Origin of the sequence: Algibacter miyuki (assembly GCF_030409805.1) — a bacterium.
GTDB classification, from domain to species: Bacteria; Bacteroidota; Bacteroidia; order Flavobacteriales; family Flavobacteriaceae; genus Algibacter; species Algibacter miyuki.
This window is the reverse complement of record NZ_JAUFQP010000001.1, coordinates 247903-265916: the sequence shown is the minus strand read 5'-3', so window position 1 is coordinate 265916 and position 18014 is coordinate 247903. Positions and strand designations below refer to the sequence as shown.

Sequence of the window (18014 nt, the reverse complement as noted above, 5' to 3'; positions counted from 1 at the left end):
ATATGTATTTTTAAAATGTTACGTTTAAACCTAGTGTTAAAACTCTTGGGTTAGGATATGAACCGTCATTATAACCTTGTGCAATATTACCTAGGCCACTTCTTCCAAAATTACTGGCCTCAGGATCAATTAATCTGAAGTTAGAAAACAACAACAAATTACTCCCTGAAAAATAAATGGTAGCATTTTTAAATCCGTTCAATCCCATTTTATCAACAGGTAAATTATATGCTAATCTTAAAGTTTTAAGACGTAAATACGACCCATCTTCAACATATTCTGAATTTGGAGGGGTTCCCGTAACCGAATCGGCACCAGCTCTTGGAATATTAGACGTAGGATTATCTAGAGTCCATCGATCCGCTAACTCAGCAAACTTAGTAGTTTCACCTCTATTAAAGTAATGATTTCGTGTTCTTAAATTATACACTTCGTTACCTACGGTTCCTTGAAAATAGAATGAAAAATCCCAGTTTTTATAAGAAAATGAGTTTTCAAATCCAAAGATAAAATCAGGAAGCGGACTCCCCAACACAACAGCATCTTCATTAGAAATAATATGATCGCCATTAACATCTTCAAATTTAGATCCTCCAACAACTTGCGGGTCTGTTAAACCTGAAGCATCAATTTCATCTTGACTTTTCCAAGTTCCTAAAAAGGGTACCCCTGTGAAAACAGGCACAGACTCTCCCACTATTAATCGCGTATTACCAGAGCCCAAAATAGCATCGACTGTTAAATCTATAAAATCTGCACCGCCAAGGTCTAAAATTTTGTTTTTGTTAGATGATACTGTTAAAGTAGAATTCCAATTGAAATTGGTATTACTAATGTTTGTTGAATTCACAAGAAATTCCCATCCCTTATTCTCCAATGATCCTACATTTTGTAACTGACTTGTAAACCCTGTTTGTCTTGGTATAGTAACGTCTAACAATAAATCATTCGTTTTTTTATAATAATAATTTAGCTCTGTAAAAATTTTACCCCCAAAAAGAGATGCTTCTAAAGCGATGTCTAAGGCATTTGTAGTTTCCCATATTAAATTAGGGTTTGAAGGTCTACCTAATGTTAAACCCGGTTTTTCTTCACCATTAAGTGTCGTATTAGCTTCAACTAAGATTCCCTTTGTTCTGTAAGGATCAATGGCTTGATTACCAGATTTACCATAACTAGCTCTTAGCTTTAAATCTTGAAATACATCTTGGTCTTCCATGAATGATTCTTCTGTTATTTTCCAAGCTCCTGCAATTGAAGGGTAAAATTCATATTTATTCCCTTCAGCAAAAACCGAACTACCATCCGTTCTTCCCACTAAAGTTAAAAGATATTTGTCTTTATAGGCATAGTTTAACCTTCCGAAAAAAGAAGCGATTTGAAATCCTGTAAAATCACTACTTACTACGCTTCGTGTAGGATCGGAAAAGCCTAGATTATTAAAACCAGTAGCATCACTAGTAATACCAAAAGCTTCTGCCTCGGCTATTTCTGTAGACACTTTTTGAAAAGATGCTCCAGCAAGTGCCGTTACACTATGATTCTCCCCAAAATCAGATTGGTATTGAATGGTATTTTCATTATTCCACCCGCTACTTGCAACAGTTCTTACACTTGCACTGCCTAAGTCATTTACAACAAGTAAATGAGGACTTTGGCTAGATGTAAACCTGTTTTGTTTTGTGTTATTAAACTCCGGACTAAATGTTGATCGAATAACCCAATTTGGAGCTGGCTTATATTCTAAATATAACGATGCTAACAAATTATTAGAAAATGTTTCGTTTGTATTTAAAGCTATATTGGCTATCGGGTTTGACCAAGGCGAACCTACCACCTCATCAAAACCATTAAATGTTCCATCATCATTATAAATAGGCTGTGTTCTAAGCGTTGCAAAAGCATTACCAAAGTTTGCATTCCCATTATCTTGTTCAATCCTTGAATAGTTAACTCTAAATCCTGCTTTTACTTTATCACTAAGTTTATAATCTAAGTTAGATCTGAAAATATATTTTTCGATACCCGTACTTTTTACTAGTCCATCTTGATTGAAATAGTTTAAAGAGGTATAATAATTTAAATTATCTGTTGCTCCAGAAATAGATACATCGGCATTATAAATTGGAGATGGGTCTAAAAGCAAATCAAACCAATCATTATCAGGATAGCTTGATGGATCGTTTGGAAAAGGTTCTGCTGCCGATCTAAATCGTGCACTTTCATTTGTAAAAGCAATTTGTTCTGCTTGAGAAAGCATATCTGGTAATTCGGGCACTAATTGCGTACTTGTATAGACATTTACACTTATTTCAGGTTTTCCTGAACCTGCCCCAGCACCATTTTTAGTACTAACCAAAACAACACCATTTGCTCCTCTAGAACCATATATAGCAATGGAAGATGCATCTTTTAAAATCTCAATAGATTTAATGTCATTACTATTAATATTATTTAAGTTGAAATTTGTTCCAACAACAATACCATCGATAACCCAAAGCGGCTCATTACTACCCGTAATAGAGTTACCTCCCCTTACTCTAATAACAGTGCCTGCGCCAGGAGCACCACTAGTTTGTGTAACCTGAACACCAGAAGCTCGACCTTGCAAGGCTTGATCGACCCTAGATACGGGAACTGCAGTTAAATCTTCTGAACTTACCGATGAAACCGACCCTGTTAAATCTGATTTACGCTGTGTTCCATAACCAATAACAACCACCTCATCTAACTTGTTATCTTGCTCTAATGTTACATTAATTTGATTTTGATTCCCCACCAAAATTTCTTGAGTTGAATACCCTACATAAGAGATGGCTAGAACGGTTTGAGCATTTGCATCTACAGTGAAGTTCCCATCAAAATCAGTCGTTGTTCCTTTGGATGTTCCTTTAACAATAACGGTGGCTCCAGGTAGTGGTTCTCCGTCTGCTTTTACAGTACCAGATACTGTTTGAGCGTTTGTCATGGTTATGCAAGACAATATTAAGATTGCAGACAACCAAGTTTTACGATACCCAAAAAGGGTTTTGAAATTAATTTTTAGATTCATATAGTTAGTTTATTAGTTTAATATTTATAAATATAGAAAGTGCTAAATACTTAACTGTCCTGTTTTGTCATGCTTACAACTTATCTTTATTTTAAAACTTTAACCTCTTAAATAAACCCCTCTTTTTGTGCAAAAAAACAAATAACGCTTTAAGGAAGTACATTTATAAAAAAGTGAAGGGTTTAAACTTAATTAAACCCTTTTATGAAAGTATATCAATGAAAACTTTACTCTACTCCAACGACAAGTTTTAAAACAATATGAAGTAATTTTCATTTCCTTTAAACAATGAGATTTCTTGTAATTTAAATATTCATTTTATTGAGGAATAAGTTCTATTAATTTGACACTATGAGATTCCAAATCAACTTTTAAAGTAATTTTACCATCCTTCTTTCTTACAATTGAATCTTTGATGGTTTGTGGTAGTTGAGCCAATTGTGTATATTTTGCTAAGTTGGCATTTAACACATTAGTCCATCCGTCTTCAAAACGATCGGATGGCCTATTCCCATATATACGCCCACTGTTTTTTTCTCCTATTCCAGCAGCTCTAACATCTTTATAAAGTTCGTGCATAAAAACACCATGAGTTTCATCTACCGTCCAGGTATTCATTTTCCAACTTGAGCCTCCACTAATTAGGCCACCTTCTAGTTGAGGATATACTGCTCTAGTTGAAGTACTATTTCTACTGGTGTTATGGTTGTAAACTAATAAATATATTATATCGCCTTTAGTGACTGGTATTACACCAGCATGGTCATTAATATTATCAATGGATTCTATTCTATTTCCGCCTTCCATCTTTAAAAACATTTCGGTAACATTCCTTCTTCCTTCTGGTAAGGTAGTACCCTCTACTTCTTGTCCCCAATCATATATTTCAGAAATTTTATAATCGTAAGCCAAATCGGCAATCCTTGCATACCAACTAGCCCCCAATTCTGTGGCATCACTTAAACTAAGTCCTCTTTTACCATTTTCATCTCGTAATATTCCAAACTCTTGAATATCAAAAGGAATATCCCTAAACTGCGGGTAACTATCAAGTTTGGCTCTGTATTTTTCTACAGTATTAGGAAGTCGTACCGTATTTTCGTCTATTTTTTCATAATAGGAAATACAGAAAAAATCCATTTGCGTTCCTTTTTCTCCGGTAGCATAATTTGTTCCATTTGCACAGTGGTCTATAATTTCTGTAGTGAATGTAGCCACCCCTTCTGTTAAGTTATTCCCTGGGCCAATGATTGCTTCAGGAATCACTTTTAAAACTTCATCTACTGTAATATCGTAGTGCTAAAAAAAGTCTTCTTTGGTACCGTTCCAATGTTGTGGTGCATAATTAGGTTCTGTAGCGACTCTAAAACGCCAAGTTTTCACCTCATTGTAACCAAACTCCGTTATTAATGTTTGTAAGAAATCATTAATGTATTGCCTCCACAAATCATAATCGTCTGGTGGATTTGTATTTCCATAGGTATTCACTTCCTTCACGGCATTCATAGCCCAAGGGACATTATCTAATACAATTCTAGGTTTAAAACCCGTTTGCATAAACCCTTTCATACTACTTATAATGCCAGTAAAATCCGTAATAATTTTTCCTTGATCGTCAACACCTTTATAAAATGTATTTAAGTTATCGGTTCTACCTCCTAATACTCTTACTAAATTATAACTCTTAACATAAGGCTTTATCTCTTCAATGGCCGCTCTAAAATTTGAGCTTGAAAATCGAGTTTGGTTTATCATAGGTCGAGTCGACCAAAAATTATAAAATTCCCCAATTACGGCACCAGTATTAATAGAAACTATTTTATCGGGATCTATAGTCGGTTCTACTATTTCTTCAGGGTTTTCTACTTCAGGTTCTTCTACAACTTCCTCTATATCTTCAGCCTTAGAACAAGAAAACTGAAAAACACAAAGCAAAAAAATTATAAATAGAATATTATTTCTTTTTATAGTCATCATTATTTAGTTTTTGGAATACTATGCAATAATTCTATAAAAATAAATAACAGATTCCCCCTTTCTATCCTGTATTAAAGGGGTAATCTATCCTAAATAATTTCACTTAATAGGCGCAGCCATAGTTATTTATTAATTAGACGCTTTAGGTCCATCATAATCATAAGTAAACCAATCCACATCTATGTAACCTGCATCTTCTTTTTCATTCCATGAGAAAAACCCTAATCTATCTCCTGTCCATTTTCCAAAAGCTATAGTAAATGTAGGTCCGAAACGTTTAAAGTTTTCTCCATCAAAACTATATTCATAGGTGGCTTGGTTACTATTATTTGATGTTTTTACATATAAATCATTCCCTGTTAGTTCAGGTCCTGTAACCTTTTTTGCCATAGGATCCATATAAAACAAGTGTTTCTTACCCGTAGCATCAACCTCAATACCTAATAAGTTAAACACCCCACCATAACGTACAAATCCTGCTAATTGCTGTGGTTTCATACCTGATATATCAAACTTAGCTATCGCTGTACCTGTAGTTATTCCCATAATACGTTGACTCAAGGTATTACTTGCTCTCCAAAAATCGGAATCTGAACCATCATTATTGGTCCATTCATTAATATTAGGTCCGTAACCTTTTTCATTAGGCAAAACTTTACTTGCTTTTAAACGTAACCAACCTGACCGTTCTGTTAAGGACCAATGTGTATTTCTTGGATTGTGATTCCATTCCCATTGAAATCCTAATTTAGTAGATGAAAAATCATCATCTGTACTTGGTGCTGTAATGGGATAGCCTTTTATTGGTTTTTTATATTGTTTCACAGGTTCTCCTATTCCATCATTATCCTCATCTACACCAATAATTGGCCAGCCATCTCCCCATTTCACTGGCTCTAAACATTGTGGTCTTCCTTGGAAAGGTATATCATCGTTTTGAATTAATTGATGCATATACCACCAAGATTTGTCTGGGGCTTGCATTAACGCGCCTTGACTTGCGCTTCGGTCATTAAACACGGTTCCCTTTTCTAAAACTGTTTTCACCTCATATGGTCCATAGATACTTTCTTTTGAACGTAAAACAATTTGTTTTCTATCATTTTTAGGGTTTTTAACACCTGGTTTGGTAGACTTATCCCCTATAGTCCATTCTGCTAAAAAGATATACCAAGTATCTTCTATTTTATAAATTTTAGCTGCCTCTGCTCCCATTCCGGTGTATACTAATTTACCTTCATCAAGAATTTTGGTACCATCCCAACTCATTTCGTAAATTCTATTTTCGTTTCCTTCAATAGTGTTTTTTGCGCTTTTTTGTTTTCCTGCAGTATTGACTATAACATAAGCTTTATGAGTTTCTTCATCCCAAACCACAGCTGGATCGTCTAAAACTTTAGACTTTGGCAGCATAAAAACAGGGGCACTCCATGGGCCTTTTATATCTTTTGCAGTTGTAACCATTAACCCGTGTTGATAATCTATTTGGTAGCAATACCAAGTACCTTCATGATATGCTAAATCACCAGCCCATACTCCAAAAGAATAACCATTCATTCTGTCCCAATTGTATTCAGGCCCCCATGACAAACTATTAAATACATGTCCTACATTAGTCCAGTTTACCATGTCTTTAGATTCTAAAATGGGCATTCCTGGCGAAACATGTTGCTTAGAAGTAATCATATAATAAGTATCTCCAACTTGTTCTATATCAGAATCTGGATAATCTGCATTTAAAATAGGGTTTACATAAGTGCCATCGCCTTGATCTCCCCAACTACCTGTTGTAGCTTTTACTTCTATGGCTGCAGCTATTTCTTTCTTTTCGGGTTTTGAATTACACCCAAAAAAAGTTACAGCTAAAATTAAAATTAATACTTTAGACACACCTGAATAAGACATCTTCTTCATTTAAAAATTATTAAAACTTTTTATACTTAATCATATAATTACCTGATCCTAAAATTACATTCGTATTTTCTACAACTTCTAGATTATATTTTTCTTGATTATCTAGGTAAGATTCACCATTAATTGTTAGTGATTCTATTTCATTTTGAGTTAAAACAACTTTTGCTTTGGTGTTAAATGGCACTTTAAGATCCATCGATAAAACATTTTCTTTTAAAGACCAGTCATTTTTAATATTACCATAAGGTGTTGGTACGGTAACTGAAGTTGATGTCAATTTTTTTGGAAATTCTGGGTTTACTGTAAATACTTTATAACCTACATTATCTTTTGATGATTTAATACCTCCTAAAGATTCATAAAAATAAGCAGCAAAACCACTATGCATAGGATGGTTTAAAGAATTAGATGGTCCTTCCATAGTTTCCCATTCAAACTGGCGCTCTGGCCAAGTGGTAAAACCATTATTCATTACATACGTTTGACTAGGAAAATCTGGTGTTGTTAAAATTTGATACGCCAAATCTGCTTTACCATATTTAGTTAAAACAGTGTAAATATATCTATTACCATGAATACCTGTAGAATGATGCCCTCCTTTTACTTCTGTAATATCATACACCAAACCATCTACTACTTGCTCTATTTCTAATTCTGGAACCATACCAAACTGTAATGCTTGTACAGTTGCTGTTTGACTACCATACCATTTTAAGTTTGTTTTTGGCATAGCAACTAAAAAGTTTTTATTAAAAGCGGCTTTTAATTGCTCTTTTTCCTTTTTCATTTCTGCTTCAAAAGCAGCATCCTTATTTATTTTTGCAAAACCTTCCATAACACCTAAAATATCATAGAAATAAGCATTGGCAGAAATAATTGGGTCGCACTCCATAGCACCTGGGTTCTTTCTTCTATCCCACCTTGGTGGACACCAATCTCCCATTCCGTCTTGAATAATTCCATTTTCATCTTTAAATGAAAGATAAAAATTTGTAAGACCTTTCATTTCTTTATAGTAGTCTTTTACAATAGCATCATCACCATAATGTAAGTAATTATACCAAGGTAAATACATTGTTGCTACACCCCAATCTAGTTTTGCATAAGAAGATGTTCTTTTACCTGGCGCAATCATGGTTGGTACTTGAAATTTAATTTCAGGATTATTATGTCCTTTAGTTGGTCTCATTTGAGTACGAATATCTTCCATGTATTTTTTATAGAAATCATACATGTCATAATTATATAATGCATATTCACAAAACGCGTGTGCATCTCCTAACCAACCACATTTTTCGCGATGCGGACAATCTTCTGGAATACCATGTACATTATCTACAATAGTCCATTTACTAATACTATGCATTTTATTAAATAAAGGTTCAGATGAGCTAAAACTTCCTTTTTCTTGAATGTCTGTAGCCACTAAAACAGCTTTAATCATTTTGCTGTCTGGTTTTGTAGACACGCCTTTTATTTTAGCATAACGAAATCCGTGATAACTAAACTTTGGTTCCCAAGATTCTAAGTCATTTCCTTTACAGATATATTTATAAATCTGAGCCATACCATTTGCTCCACCACCTGTAGAACCTTGAAAAACATCTTTACCATTTCTTAACAAAGATTCTGTAGTTGTAATTTCTATAAGTTGGCCTTCTTTTTCTTTTACATTTATTTTTACCCAACCAGCAATATTTTGACCAAAATCTACAATCCAATCTCCATTTGGAGCTTTAAATACATTTTGAGGCTCAAATTCTTTTAATTTTTTAATTGCAGGAATTTGTTGTGCACTAATCTTCTTTAATTTTGGCGAAACAACTTTTGCATTCCCCCATTTTTCATCATTATAATTTAAAGTATTCCAACCATTAATTTCATAACGAGCATCATAAGTATCACCACCATAAATATTATTAAATACTATTGGCCCCGTAGATTCTTTCCAATTTTCATCTGTATAAAAATCTTTTTTGCTACCATCTTTATAGGTTACTTTAATTAAAAAACGAACCGTTGGTGGGCCGTAAGACATATCTTTATCTGATTCTGGGTCTCTTTTCCAAGAAATATCTTGCCCATAGAAACCATTCCCTAAAATGATTCCAAAAGCATTTTCACCTAATTTTAGTTGTTCTGAAATATCATAATTTACATAATAGGCTTGTTTATCGTAATTAGAAGGAGCCGGATCTAAAACATGATCGCCTACTTTAGCACCATTTAAATAAAGCTCATAATACCCCAATCCACAAATATAAGCTTGTGCATTTTCTATTTCTTTTTCTGTATTAATAACATTTCTAAAATAAGATGCTGCTTGCCCATTAACCATAATAGGCGCTTTCATTGGCCCTGTTTTGTATTCACGAAAACTATGTTCTGATGTTCTTGTATCTTTATTTAGACTTATCCATTTTGAGTCTCCCCAATTTGCTTCATCTATCAACCCCATTTGAAAACTTTGAGTTTCAGACCAATCTGATTCTTGTTTTTTCTCGTCCCAAATTTTTACTTTCCAGTAATACGCGGTTACTGCATTAAGTTTTGTTCCTTTATATTTTACGTAAGTAGATTTAGCTTCTTCCGTTTTACCAGAATTCCATAAATCTCCCTGATTGTTAGTTAACTTTTCTAAACTTGATGCTACTAATATTTGATAAGCAGATTGCGATTTATTGTTACCTTCTGCAGCTACAATCCATGAAAAAATTGGCTGTTTACTTTCAATAGCTGTTGAGTTCTCTTTGGAATTACATGTTAAAGATTCAAAAGTTAATTCTGAAGTCTTTGTATTGGGTTCCTTCTTATTGCAAGACGTGTTAAACAAACCAATACACAAAAGCGTAAATAAAATTTTTATTTTTATCATTATTTAGTTCTTAATTTTAAGTGATTTTCAAAGTTAATGATGTAGTTATTTATAACTGTACTGAGCTGTCCTGATTGGTTTAAAGAAATATTATTTTTTAATTGATAGAATCTTAATTAAATAGAATTCCCTATTCCTACTAAAACAACAGATAAATGAATCACTAAAATTCCGCCTGTAATGGTATACTTTGTTTTCTTAGCAACACCAGTCCATTCCTTTCTATAAACACCCCAAAGGTTTGCTGTTAAAATTAATCCCATTACAAATGTAATTAACAAGATTGTATTTGAACTTGCAGCTATTATTTCTGCAAATCCTGGTAATAATAAATAAGTAGAGAGAGTTACAAACTCCCTCTACTTATTTATTCTACAAAATATTAATATTTTTTATTTATGTACTACAAATAAATCTACTCTGTTAATTCAACTGTAAATTCCTCGAATTTAACATTTCTATCTCTTATTACTAAGGTGTCTTTTACGGCATGCGTTTCATTATTTAAAGCATCTGTATATGAATAATCTAAATAAATAACATCACGCTTTTCTCCACCCCATTCATCTCCATCTTGCACGAACTTTCCTGAGCCAGATACATTATAAGGATCTTCATCAAAGCTATTAATAGTACAATCTCCATTTTCATTAAAAGCTAACTCAATGTTCACATTACCAGGACTAGAAAGTCCACCTCTACGAACAAGGTTAGATAATTCAATTTTATCTTTCCCTGTTGTAGATAAAGTTACCAACTCATCCTTTACCACAAATTCTTCATGATAAACATTATTCACTGTTTCCCCACCTGCATTTGTCATTTCATCCGCACCACGGCGTAAATAAACACCTTGATATTTATTCATAAATTTAATACCAAAAAGTGTATAATCTTTAGGAACTGTTTGCCAATCATCACCTTTTATTTTTATTGGGCTATCAACAACAGGAACACCCGTTAACAGAGAGTCTAATTCTTCAATCTGTGTTATTTCTAAAGGAATAACATAATGCACCTCACCGTCTCCCGCAAATGAAAGCGGATCTTCAAAAAATGCATCATTTAACTGAACTGGTATACGCCCTTTAATAGATCCTTTTGGAATAGTTACCGGGCTTTCTTGCTCAATAGTATAATATGAAGATGGCAATATCTGTACGTTTACAGAATCTACCCCTAATAAGGTTGAGTTAATCAAATCTGGTGCTAATTCAAAATAGACCTTCCTATTTTTATTATTTTCATAAACTCCAGACATGGTAACCCCAATTTCAAACCGATGATTATTATCATTTTCATTAAATCCCAAATCATATTCACCTAAAATTAAAGTTCTTATTGGTGTTTGGAAAGGAAAATATACTGAGGTTGAACCAAAGTCATGAAATTCATTTTCCTGGTTCTCGCAAGCCAGTATACTAAAGGCAAAAGCGCATATTATTAATAAATGTTTTTTCATATTTAATATTTTTAAATTCTTTTAAAATTTACAATAATCCTACCAACCTTGATTTTGCTCTAACTCTGAGAACTTTAAAGTTTCAGCGTTTGGAATTGGCATATAAGTAGCAAATGGTTGATAATTTCTAATCTCAACAGCAGGAAGTTCTACATAATTATCTCCATCATCGAAATATCCTTGTGCAGATTCATTTAATGACACTCCCCATCTACGAAGATCCCAAAATCTATGCCCCTCGAAACTTAATTCTAATCGGCGCTCATTTCTAATTAGCTCTCTCATAGATTCTTTTGTTGTAATAGTTGCTAAATAAGCATCAGGTTGAGTAATACCAGCTCTTTGACGAATTGCTCCAATAACATCACGAGCAGACATACCTTCTACTTGTTGGTCTGGACCACCAATTTCATTAGCTGCTTCTGCAAATATTAAAAATAATTCTGTGTACCTAAAGTAAACGTCATAGTGCCTCTTCCCTGTGGTAGTACCATCATTATTAATCCTAACATCTGGACGTAATAATTTTTTAAGATAATATCCGGTAGTTGTTGAAAATTGAGGTATAGAATCCAATCTATCAATTCCGCCTCCAACACCTGTATTAATAGTCCCCCCTCCAAAGGAAGATCCATTAACTACTATATATTTTCCTAATCTAGGATCTCTATTTGCATAAGGATTTTGAGGATCAAAACCATTAGCTACAGTTGCCGGGTATCCATTTTGCATAGGGAATGCCATAACTAAATTATGTGTTGGATTTACCTCTCCCTCACCGTTTATAGAAGGAGGAAACATTCTTTCCTCGTAACCTGAACTATTGCCTCCAATAGATCCACGCCATATCATTTCGCCACTATTTATATCATTATCTGATGTGTAAAACTCAATACCGTTAGGTTCTAAACCAGAAATACCTCCTATAGTGTTTAGGACTTCTCCCGCTGTATTTGCAGCCATGTTGTAATAACCATTTTGGCCATTTAAGAATGATGGACTGGCAGCAAACAACGCCAAACGTGCTTTAAGTGCTTTTACTATTCTACCAGAAATACGTAAATTATACTGACCACCATTTACTACTTTATACTTTCCAAAATCTACATCTGCATACCATGGATCTACGTCAGATTCATTTTCTGAATAATCTGTAGGTAATAAATCTAAAGCATCATCAAAATCTTTCATAATAGCCTCAACAGCTCCTTCAAACGATAAACGCGGTTTATTAAAATCACCATCGGCTTCAATAAACTCCGTAAAATATGGTATCCCTAATAACACACCTGAAGCCCCTTTACCAGCATGTGCTTGTAACACATAAAAATGATGTAATGCTCTCAATGCTAAAGCTTCTCCTTTCATCCGTTGATAAAACAATGCATTAATATCTTCATCTCTATTCCATTGAATCTCACCAGCCTCAATAACTTCTAAAAACCTGTTGAGGTAAAATACTCTTTCAAAAGTATTCCAACGTGAAGCAGGATTAAATTGCGCTGTTAACTCGCCAAGAGCCATTCGCTTATATCCGTTATTTAATTTATTATTTACAGCATCATCCGTTGCTACTTCCGAGAAGATAAACTGGTCTATTAAACCATTATAGCCATGTAATAATAATCCTTCTGCCGATTGGGGATCTGTACTCACATAATCAAAGTCCAATCTGTTCTCATCGATTGGCTCCAAGGAATCACATGCAACCATACCTGTAAAAACCGATACTAGTAATATATATATTATTAAATTTCTCATTCTATTTTATAAGTTTTGTTTTTACATTAAAATAACATTCTCACACCTAAAGTATAAGATCTAAATTGAGGAGCCTCACCAATAGTTAACTGACGAATATCTCTGTTTTTAGATAGTTCTAAAATATTAGTCCCTTGAAAATTTAAACTGAAATCATTCATACCTAATTTGTTACTTAAAGTCTCATTAAATTCATAAGTTAACTGTGCACGGTTAATTTTAAAAAAGCTATTATCGTATAACCAAAAAGTAGACGTTCCAAAATTATTCTGATTCGTTTGAGTTGATAACCTTGGGAACGTTGCAGTGCTTGCGGTTTGTGGCGTCCATCGGCCTAAAACAACTTCTGAATATTTATCATTACCATTTACTTGAAAGTAGGAATTAGACCTAATAGCATCTCCTCCTGTTTGACCAGTACCTAAAATAAACAAATTGAATGCTTTATAGTTTAAATTTAAATTTACTCCATAGCTAAAAGGACTACTAGACTGTCCAATTGCCACTCTATCATCATTATCAATAATATTATCTCCGTTTTGATCTTTATATTTTAAATCTCCCGGAAGTACCGCACCAAAGCCAGGAACAGGTAATCCATCATTTAACACAGTATTACCTTCACCATCTACATTAAAATCAGCCTCAGAATAAAACCCTTGATCTACTAGTCCAAAAATTGTCGATGTTTCTCTTCCAACTCTATTTTGGTAGTCAAACTCATTAACTTCAGATCGTTTTGTTGCTATAGATTCGCTATATAAAATATTAGCGCCTAAGCTTACTGTAAAATCATTAATAGCTTTTTTATAGTTTGCACCAATTTCAAAACCTTTAAATGAATTTTTATTATAATTGTCTCGTGGTCTAAAGGTGTTATAATAAGATGGATATTTATCTGTTAAAAACGTTAATTGCTTATCAAGGTCTGATTTGAAATAGTTAAATTCGAACCAAAGTGAATTCCATAAATAACCTTCTAAGCCAATATTTAAATCAATACGTTCTTCATATCCCATATTAGGGTTTGCTCCTTGCGAGATATCTTGTCTTCTGTTAGAACTTTGTCCATCGGCCCAATTAAATGTTCCTCCATTAGAATAATCTTCACCGTACAAATAATAACCGTTAATCCCTTTATCAGACTTTATAATACCTCCAGATGCTTTTAACTTTAAATAGTCTACAAAATTACTTTCTTTAAGAAAAGATTCCTCACTTAGGATATAAGCGACACCCAATGTTGGAGATAAACCTCCTCTATTTCCTTCTGGTAGTTTAATAGAATGCACATAAGAGCCACTAAAATCTACAAACATTTTTTTCTTATAATCATAAGCTAATTGAAACCCAAAATGAGAATCAATATCTTTTTGAAGTACGCTATTTCTTTTCTCTGAGTTGTAGTACCCTAAAAAAGTAGAATTTATTGAATGACTAGTTCCAATAGTTTTTTGATAGTTTACTAATCCGTAAAAACCCAATCGAGAAACAAAACCGTTTGTACTAACATTTTCGGTTAAATCTTTTTGATCTACATCACCAAACGCTGTTAATGCTATAATTTTATCATCTTCCCAAGTTGGTTCATAAACCCGATATTTGTTTCTAATTGACAATTTGTATGAATCATAAAAATCAAAACTTAAATATGTTTTTGCAGATAAACCTTCGGTTATTCTATCTAAATTAAAATCAATTGAATTATTAAACTGGGTAGAACGAAACACATCGTTTTGATAACCTCCTGCAATTGCATTTGCAACTGGTGTATTTTCTTGAAATTGTTGTGTAGATCCTAGTAACATTCCATCAAATATTCCAGCAGCTTCTAATTGTGCAGCTAGTTCTGGATTAGCCTCTGTATCAACCATTGATACTGGCAATAAAGGTGAATAATCGTTAGGTCTAAACGTTGTACCCGCGCTTAGCAAATTTGACAATGCCGACTTATCTGAATTAATAATTGCAATACCATCAATACTACTTGTAATCCAATCGTTAACTTTAAAATCTATATTAGCTCTCAAATTAAATCGATTAGTTCCTGCATTTGCATCAGAGTTTGTTCTAACCCATTCTTCATTTCCTGTCCATCCTGCATTAACATAATATTGAGATTTATCATTTCCTCCAGAAAACTCTGTAACCACATTTGTGGAATTTACAAAAGGTTGCAAGTATTCACTTGAGTAGAAGTCTATATCTGGATAACGAAATTTATTTGTACTGCTCCTAAATTCTTCAATAAGAGAAGGCTCAAAAAAGTTATCTAATCCATCATTATTTCTTGCTTCATTATAAAGTTCCATATACTGTACAGAACCTAAGTAATTAGGCAATGCAAGTGGTGTTCTAATACCAGAACGCACATTTACATTAACTTCTTTTTTATTTATTTTCCCGCGTTTAGTATTAATTATAATAACTCCATTTCTACCTTGACTTCCGTATAGAGCCACAGAATTAGCATCCTTAAGCACGGTTATTTGTTCTACCTCTTCCATGTTTAGGATGTTAGGATCACGACCTATTACCCCGTCGATTACAAATACAGCATTTCCTAAACCTCTAACGTTCGCAGATCCTTCCACTCCTAACATCAAACCGTTAATATAATCTCTAACCCATTGGGTATTATCATAAGTTAATCGGTCTTTTGTATTTATTGAAGATACGGCACCTACAATATCACGACGGTGCTTGGTAGCAACCCCCATTTTTATTTGGTCATCTTCATTGGCCAGAAAAGCAGATTTCACTAGGGTAATTTCCTCAGTTAAATCAGTCATATTAATTAGTTCTGACTCATACCCCTTTTTTTGAATTACCACAGTCTCATCACTAAGTAATTTAATTTGAAACTGTCCATTAACATCTGTCGATGATTGAATACCATTGGGTCCAAAAACATTAACTTTGTTTATCGGGTTACCTTGTTCATCAATCACGGTCGCTTTTACCTCTGTTCCTTCAGTTTGAGCTATTGCAACATTACAAAAGCAAGACAACATTAAGCACGCTAGAGTAAGCAACCTATATAATTTATTTATCTTCATTTTTTTTCTTTAATATTAATTAAAACGAATTGTATAAAACTACCATCCTGGATTTTGAGGGAATCCCTCGTAAATCTGTGTTTGTTTAGCCTCAAATGGTATCCAATAATGCTTTGGGTATTCACAAACTCTTTCAACAAGTAGTTTTTCCGTATAAGACGAATGGTCTTTAGGAAATTCAAAAGATGTTTTCCTTCTATATTTTTCTTCATGCGCTATTCCCCAACGGCGAAGATCTACCCACCTGTGGGCTTCAAAACTTAATTCTACACTTCTCTCGCGTCGTAATTCGTCCATAAATTTGTTTTTATCAGAAACAATTGATGAATTAACGTGAGGAATACCTGCTCTATCTCTCATTATATTAACAACATTCTCAGCAGTTAATGAATAGGACGCAGGCGTTGCAGTCGCTCCTTTAGCCGCATGTAATGCTTCTGCGTACATTAAATAGACATCGGTAAGTCTCATATGTAAACGCACTCCCATATATTTATTTATAATTCTATTCCACTTACTATGAAATTCACCATTAACTACAGGATAAAATTTCTTTCTCATATATCCTGTTGTAGATGGCTGGTTATCACTACCACTACTACGATGCTCCCCTCCTGTAAAAAGTTGAGCTTTTCTATGTTTAGCAGGTATAGTTGCTTTTGTTCCAAACACTTCGCCGTCTATAACAATCCATTTATAAAAACGGGGATCGCGATTTTCGAATGGATTGTTAGGATCATATAATGGTGTACCATACTTTCCACTCATATCATCTTCAATTGATAAGCCATTTGCCATTCCAAAATTATTATGGATAAAATTATGGGTCGGGCTAGAGATTTCGGACCCGGACCTTCCATGGATGTCTCTATCCATTCCTGATGTCATAAATATTTCAGCAGAAACACTTCGACCTCCTGGAGCAGAAAAAACAAACTCTGTACTACCAGGCCACATATTAGGTGCAGGTGTTCTCCAAAACACTTCTTCATAGTCGTCCAAATTGGTCGCTAATCCATATCTCCCTTGGTCTGCTAATTTTAGTATCCCTGCAAAAGCATCGACAGCCATGTTGCATAACTCTGTATCATACTCATAGGTATTAAGACTTCCATTGTTAGCATGCATCAACGGGCTTGCAGCAAGAAGTAGGTTTTTACCTTGAAAAGCATAAGCTGCTCCTTTAGTGAGTCTCCCCATATTCTCGCCTAAGGTTTTTTGTCCATATAACATATCATCCCAATCTACAGGTAATAATTCAATGGCCTTTATGTAATCTTCATTAGCCTCTAAAGCGCAATCTTTATAGGTTAATGGACGTGGTATTGTAAAACCATCACCAGTTATTACTTCTTTTATATAAGGAAAACGTCCCCAAAACTTCATAATTTCATTATGAAAATAGGCTCTAAAAAAGTAGGCTTGTCCAAGTATAACATCTTTTTCCTCTTGAGTTAAATTTACCATTAACTCTACATTCGCAATTGCTATATTAGCATTACGAATTCCTTTTAAACTACCATCCCATACGCCAGGTCTTCTACTTGCATTAGCCTGATTTGTATTATTATTAGCGGTTCCATAAGCCGCTCCTTTCCACGGCGTTAAATAACTATAATTAGCTGAATTTAAACCATTCAAGTCTCCGTTATCAATCAGATAACTAGCCTTCCATGTTCTATTACCATGTGCATCATCTCCGTACAAATAGTCTTGAAAGGTGTGTGCTGAAGTTCCGTAATCTACGACTAAAGCATACATTTCCTCAATAAAACCTTGCGCGTTATCGAAGTTTTTAAAAACATCTGTTTGATCTAAGTCTGACTCGGGCGCTTTATCTAAGTAGTCTTCACATGAAAACGAGAACATAAGCCCCAAGATTAATACTATTTTTACTTTATAATTTTTCATCAC

Annotated in this window: 10 protein-coding genes; all 10 read right to left on the bottom strand. The window is 33.9% G+C overall.

Going from position 1 to position 18014, the window contains the following annotated elements; genetic code table 11:
* Positions 1–10 precede the first annotated feature (10 nt).
* A complete protein-coding gene (locus tag QWY92_RS00765) occupies positions 11–3052 on the bottom strand; it encodes a SusC/RagA family TonB-linked outer membrane protein (RefSeq protein ID WP_290267856.1) in 3042 nt (1013 codons plus the stop codon).
* Between the two features lie 318 nt (positions 3053–3370).
* Positions 3371–4318, bottom strand: a complete 948-nt coding sequence (locus QWY92_RS00760; RefSeq protein ID WP_290267855.1) for a hypothetical protein — start codon at positions 4316–4318, stop codon at positions 3371–3373.
* A 33-nt stretch (positions 4319–4351) separates the two neighbouring features.
* Positions 4352–5029, bottom strand: coding sequence for a GH39 family glycosyl hydrolase (locus QWY92_RS00755; RefSeq protein ID WP_290267853.1), 678 nt, complete (start codon positions 5027–5029; stop codon positions 4352–4354).
* A 129-nt stretch (positions 5030–5158) separates the two neighbouring features.
* Positions 5159–6943, bottom strand: a complete 1785-nt coding sequence (locus QWY92_RS00750; protein WP_290267851.1) for a glycoside hydrolase family 43 protein — start codon at positions 6941–6943, stop codon at positions 5159–5161.
* A gap of 10 nt (positions 6944–6953) precedes the next feature.
* On the bottom strand, positions 6954–9818 hold the full coding sequence (locus tag QWY92_RS00745) for an alpha-L-rhamnosidase (protein ID WP_290267849.1): 2865 nt from the start codon (positions 9816–9818) through the stop codon (positions 6954–6956).
* Positions 9819–9934: 116 nt separating this feature from the next.
* On the bottom strand, positions 9935–10081 hold the full coding sequence (locus QWY92_RS00740; protein ID WP_290267847.1) for a hypothetical protein: 147 nt from the start codon (positions 10079–10081) through the stop codon (positions 9935–9937).
* Between the two features lie 152 nt (positions 10082–10233).
* Positions 10234–11280 (bottom strand): DUF5627 domain-containing protein, encoded by a 1047-nt coding sequence (locus QWY92_RS00735; protein ID WP_290267845.1) that lies wholly within the window; start codon positions 11278–11280, stop codon positions 10234–10236.
* 39 nt (positions 11281–11319) lie between these two features.
* Complete coding sequence (locus tag QWY92_RS00730) at positions 11320–13041, bottom strand: RagB/SusD family nutrient uptake outer membrane protein (RefSeq protein ID WP_290267843.1); 1722 nt, start codon at positions 13039–13041, stop codon at positions 11320–11322.
* A gap of 26 nt (positions 13042–13067) precedes the next feature.
* Positions 13068–16100 carry a SusC/RagA family TonB-linked outer membrane protein gene (locus QWY92_RS00725; protein ID WP_290267842.1) on the bottom strand — a complete coding sequence of 1011 codons (3033 nt, stop codon included), beginning with the start codon at positions 16098–16100 and terminating at the stop codon, positions 13068–13070.
* Between the two features lie 39 nt (positions 16101–16139).
* Complete coding sequence (locus tag QWY92_RS00720) at positions 16140–18011, bottom strand: RagB/SusD family nutrient uptake outer membrane protein (protein ID WP_290267840.1); 1872 nt, start codon at positions 18009–18011, stop codon at positions 16140–16142.
* Positions 18012–18014 lie beyond the last annotated feature (3 nt).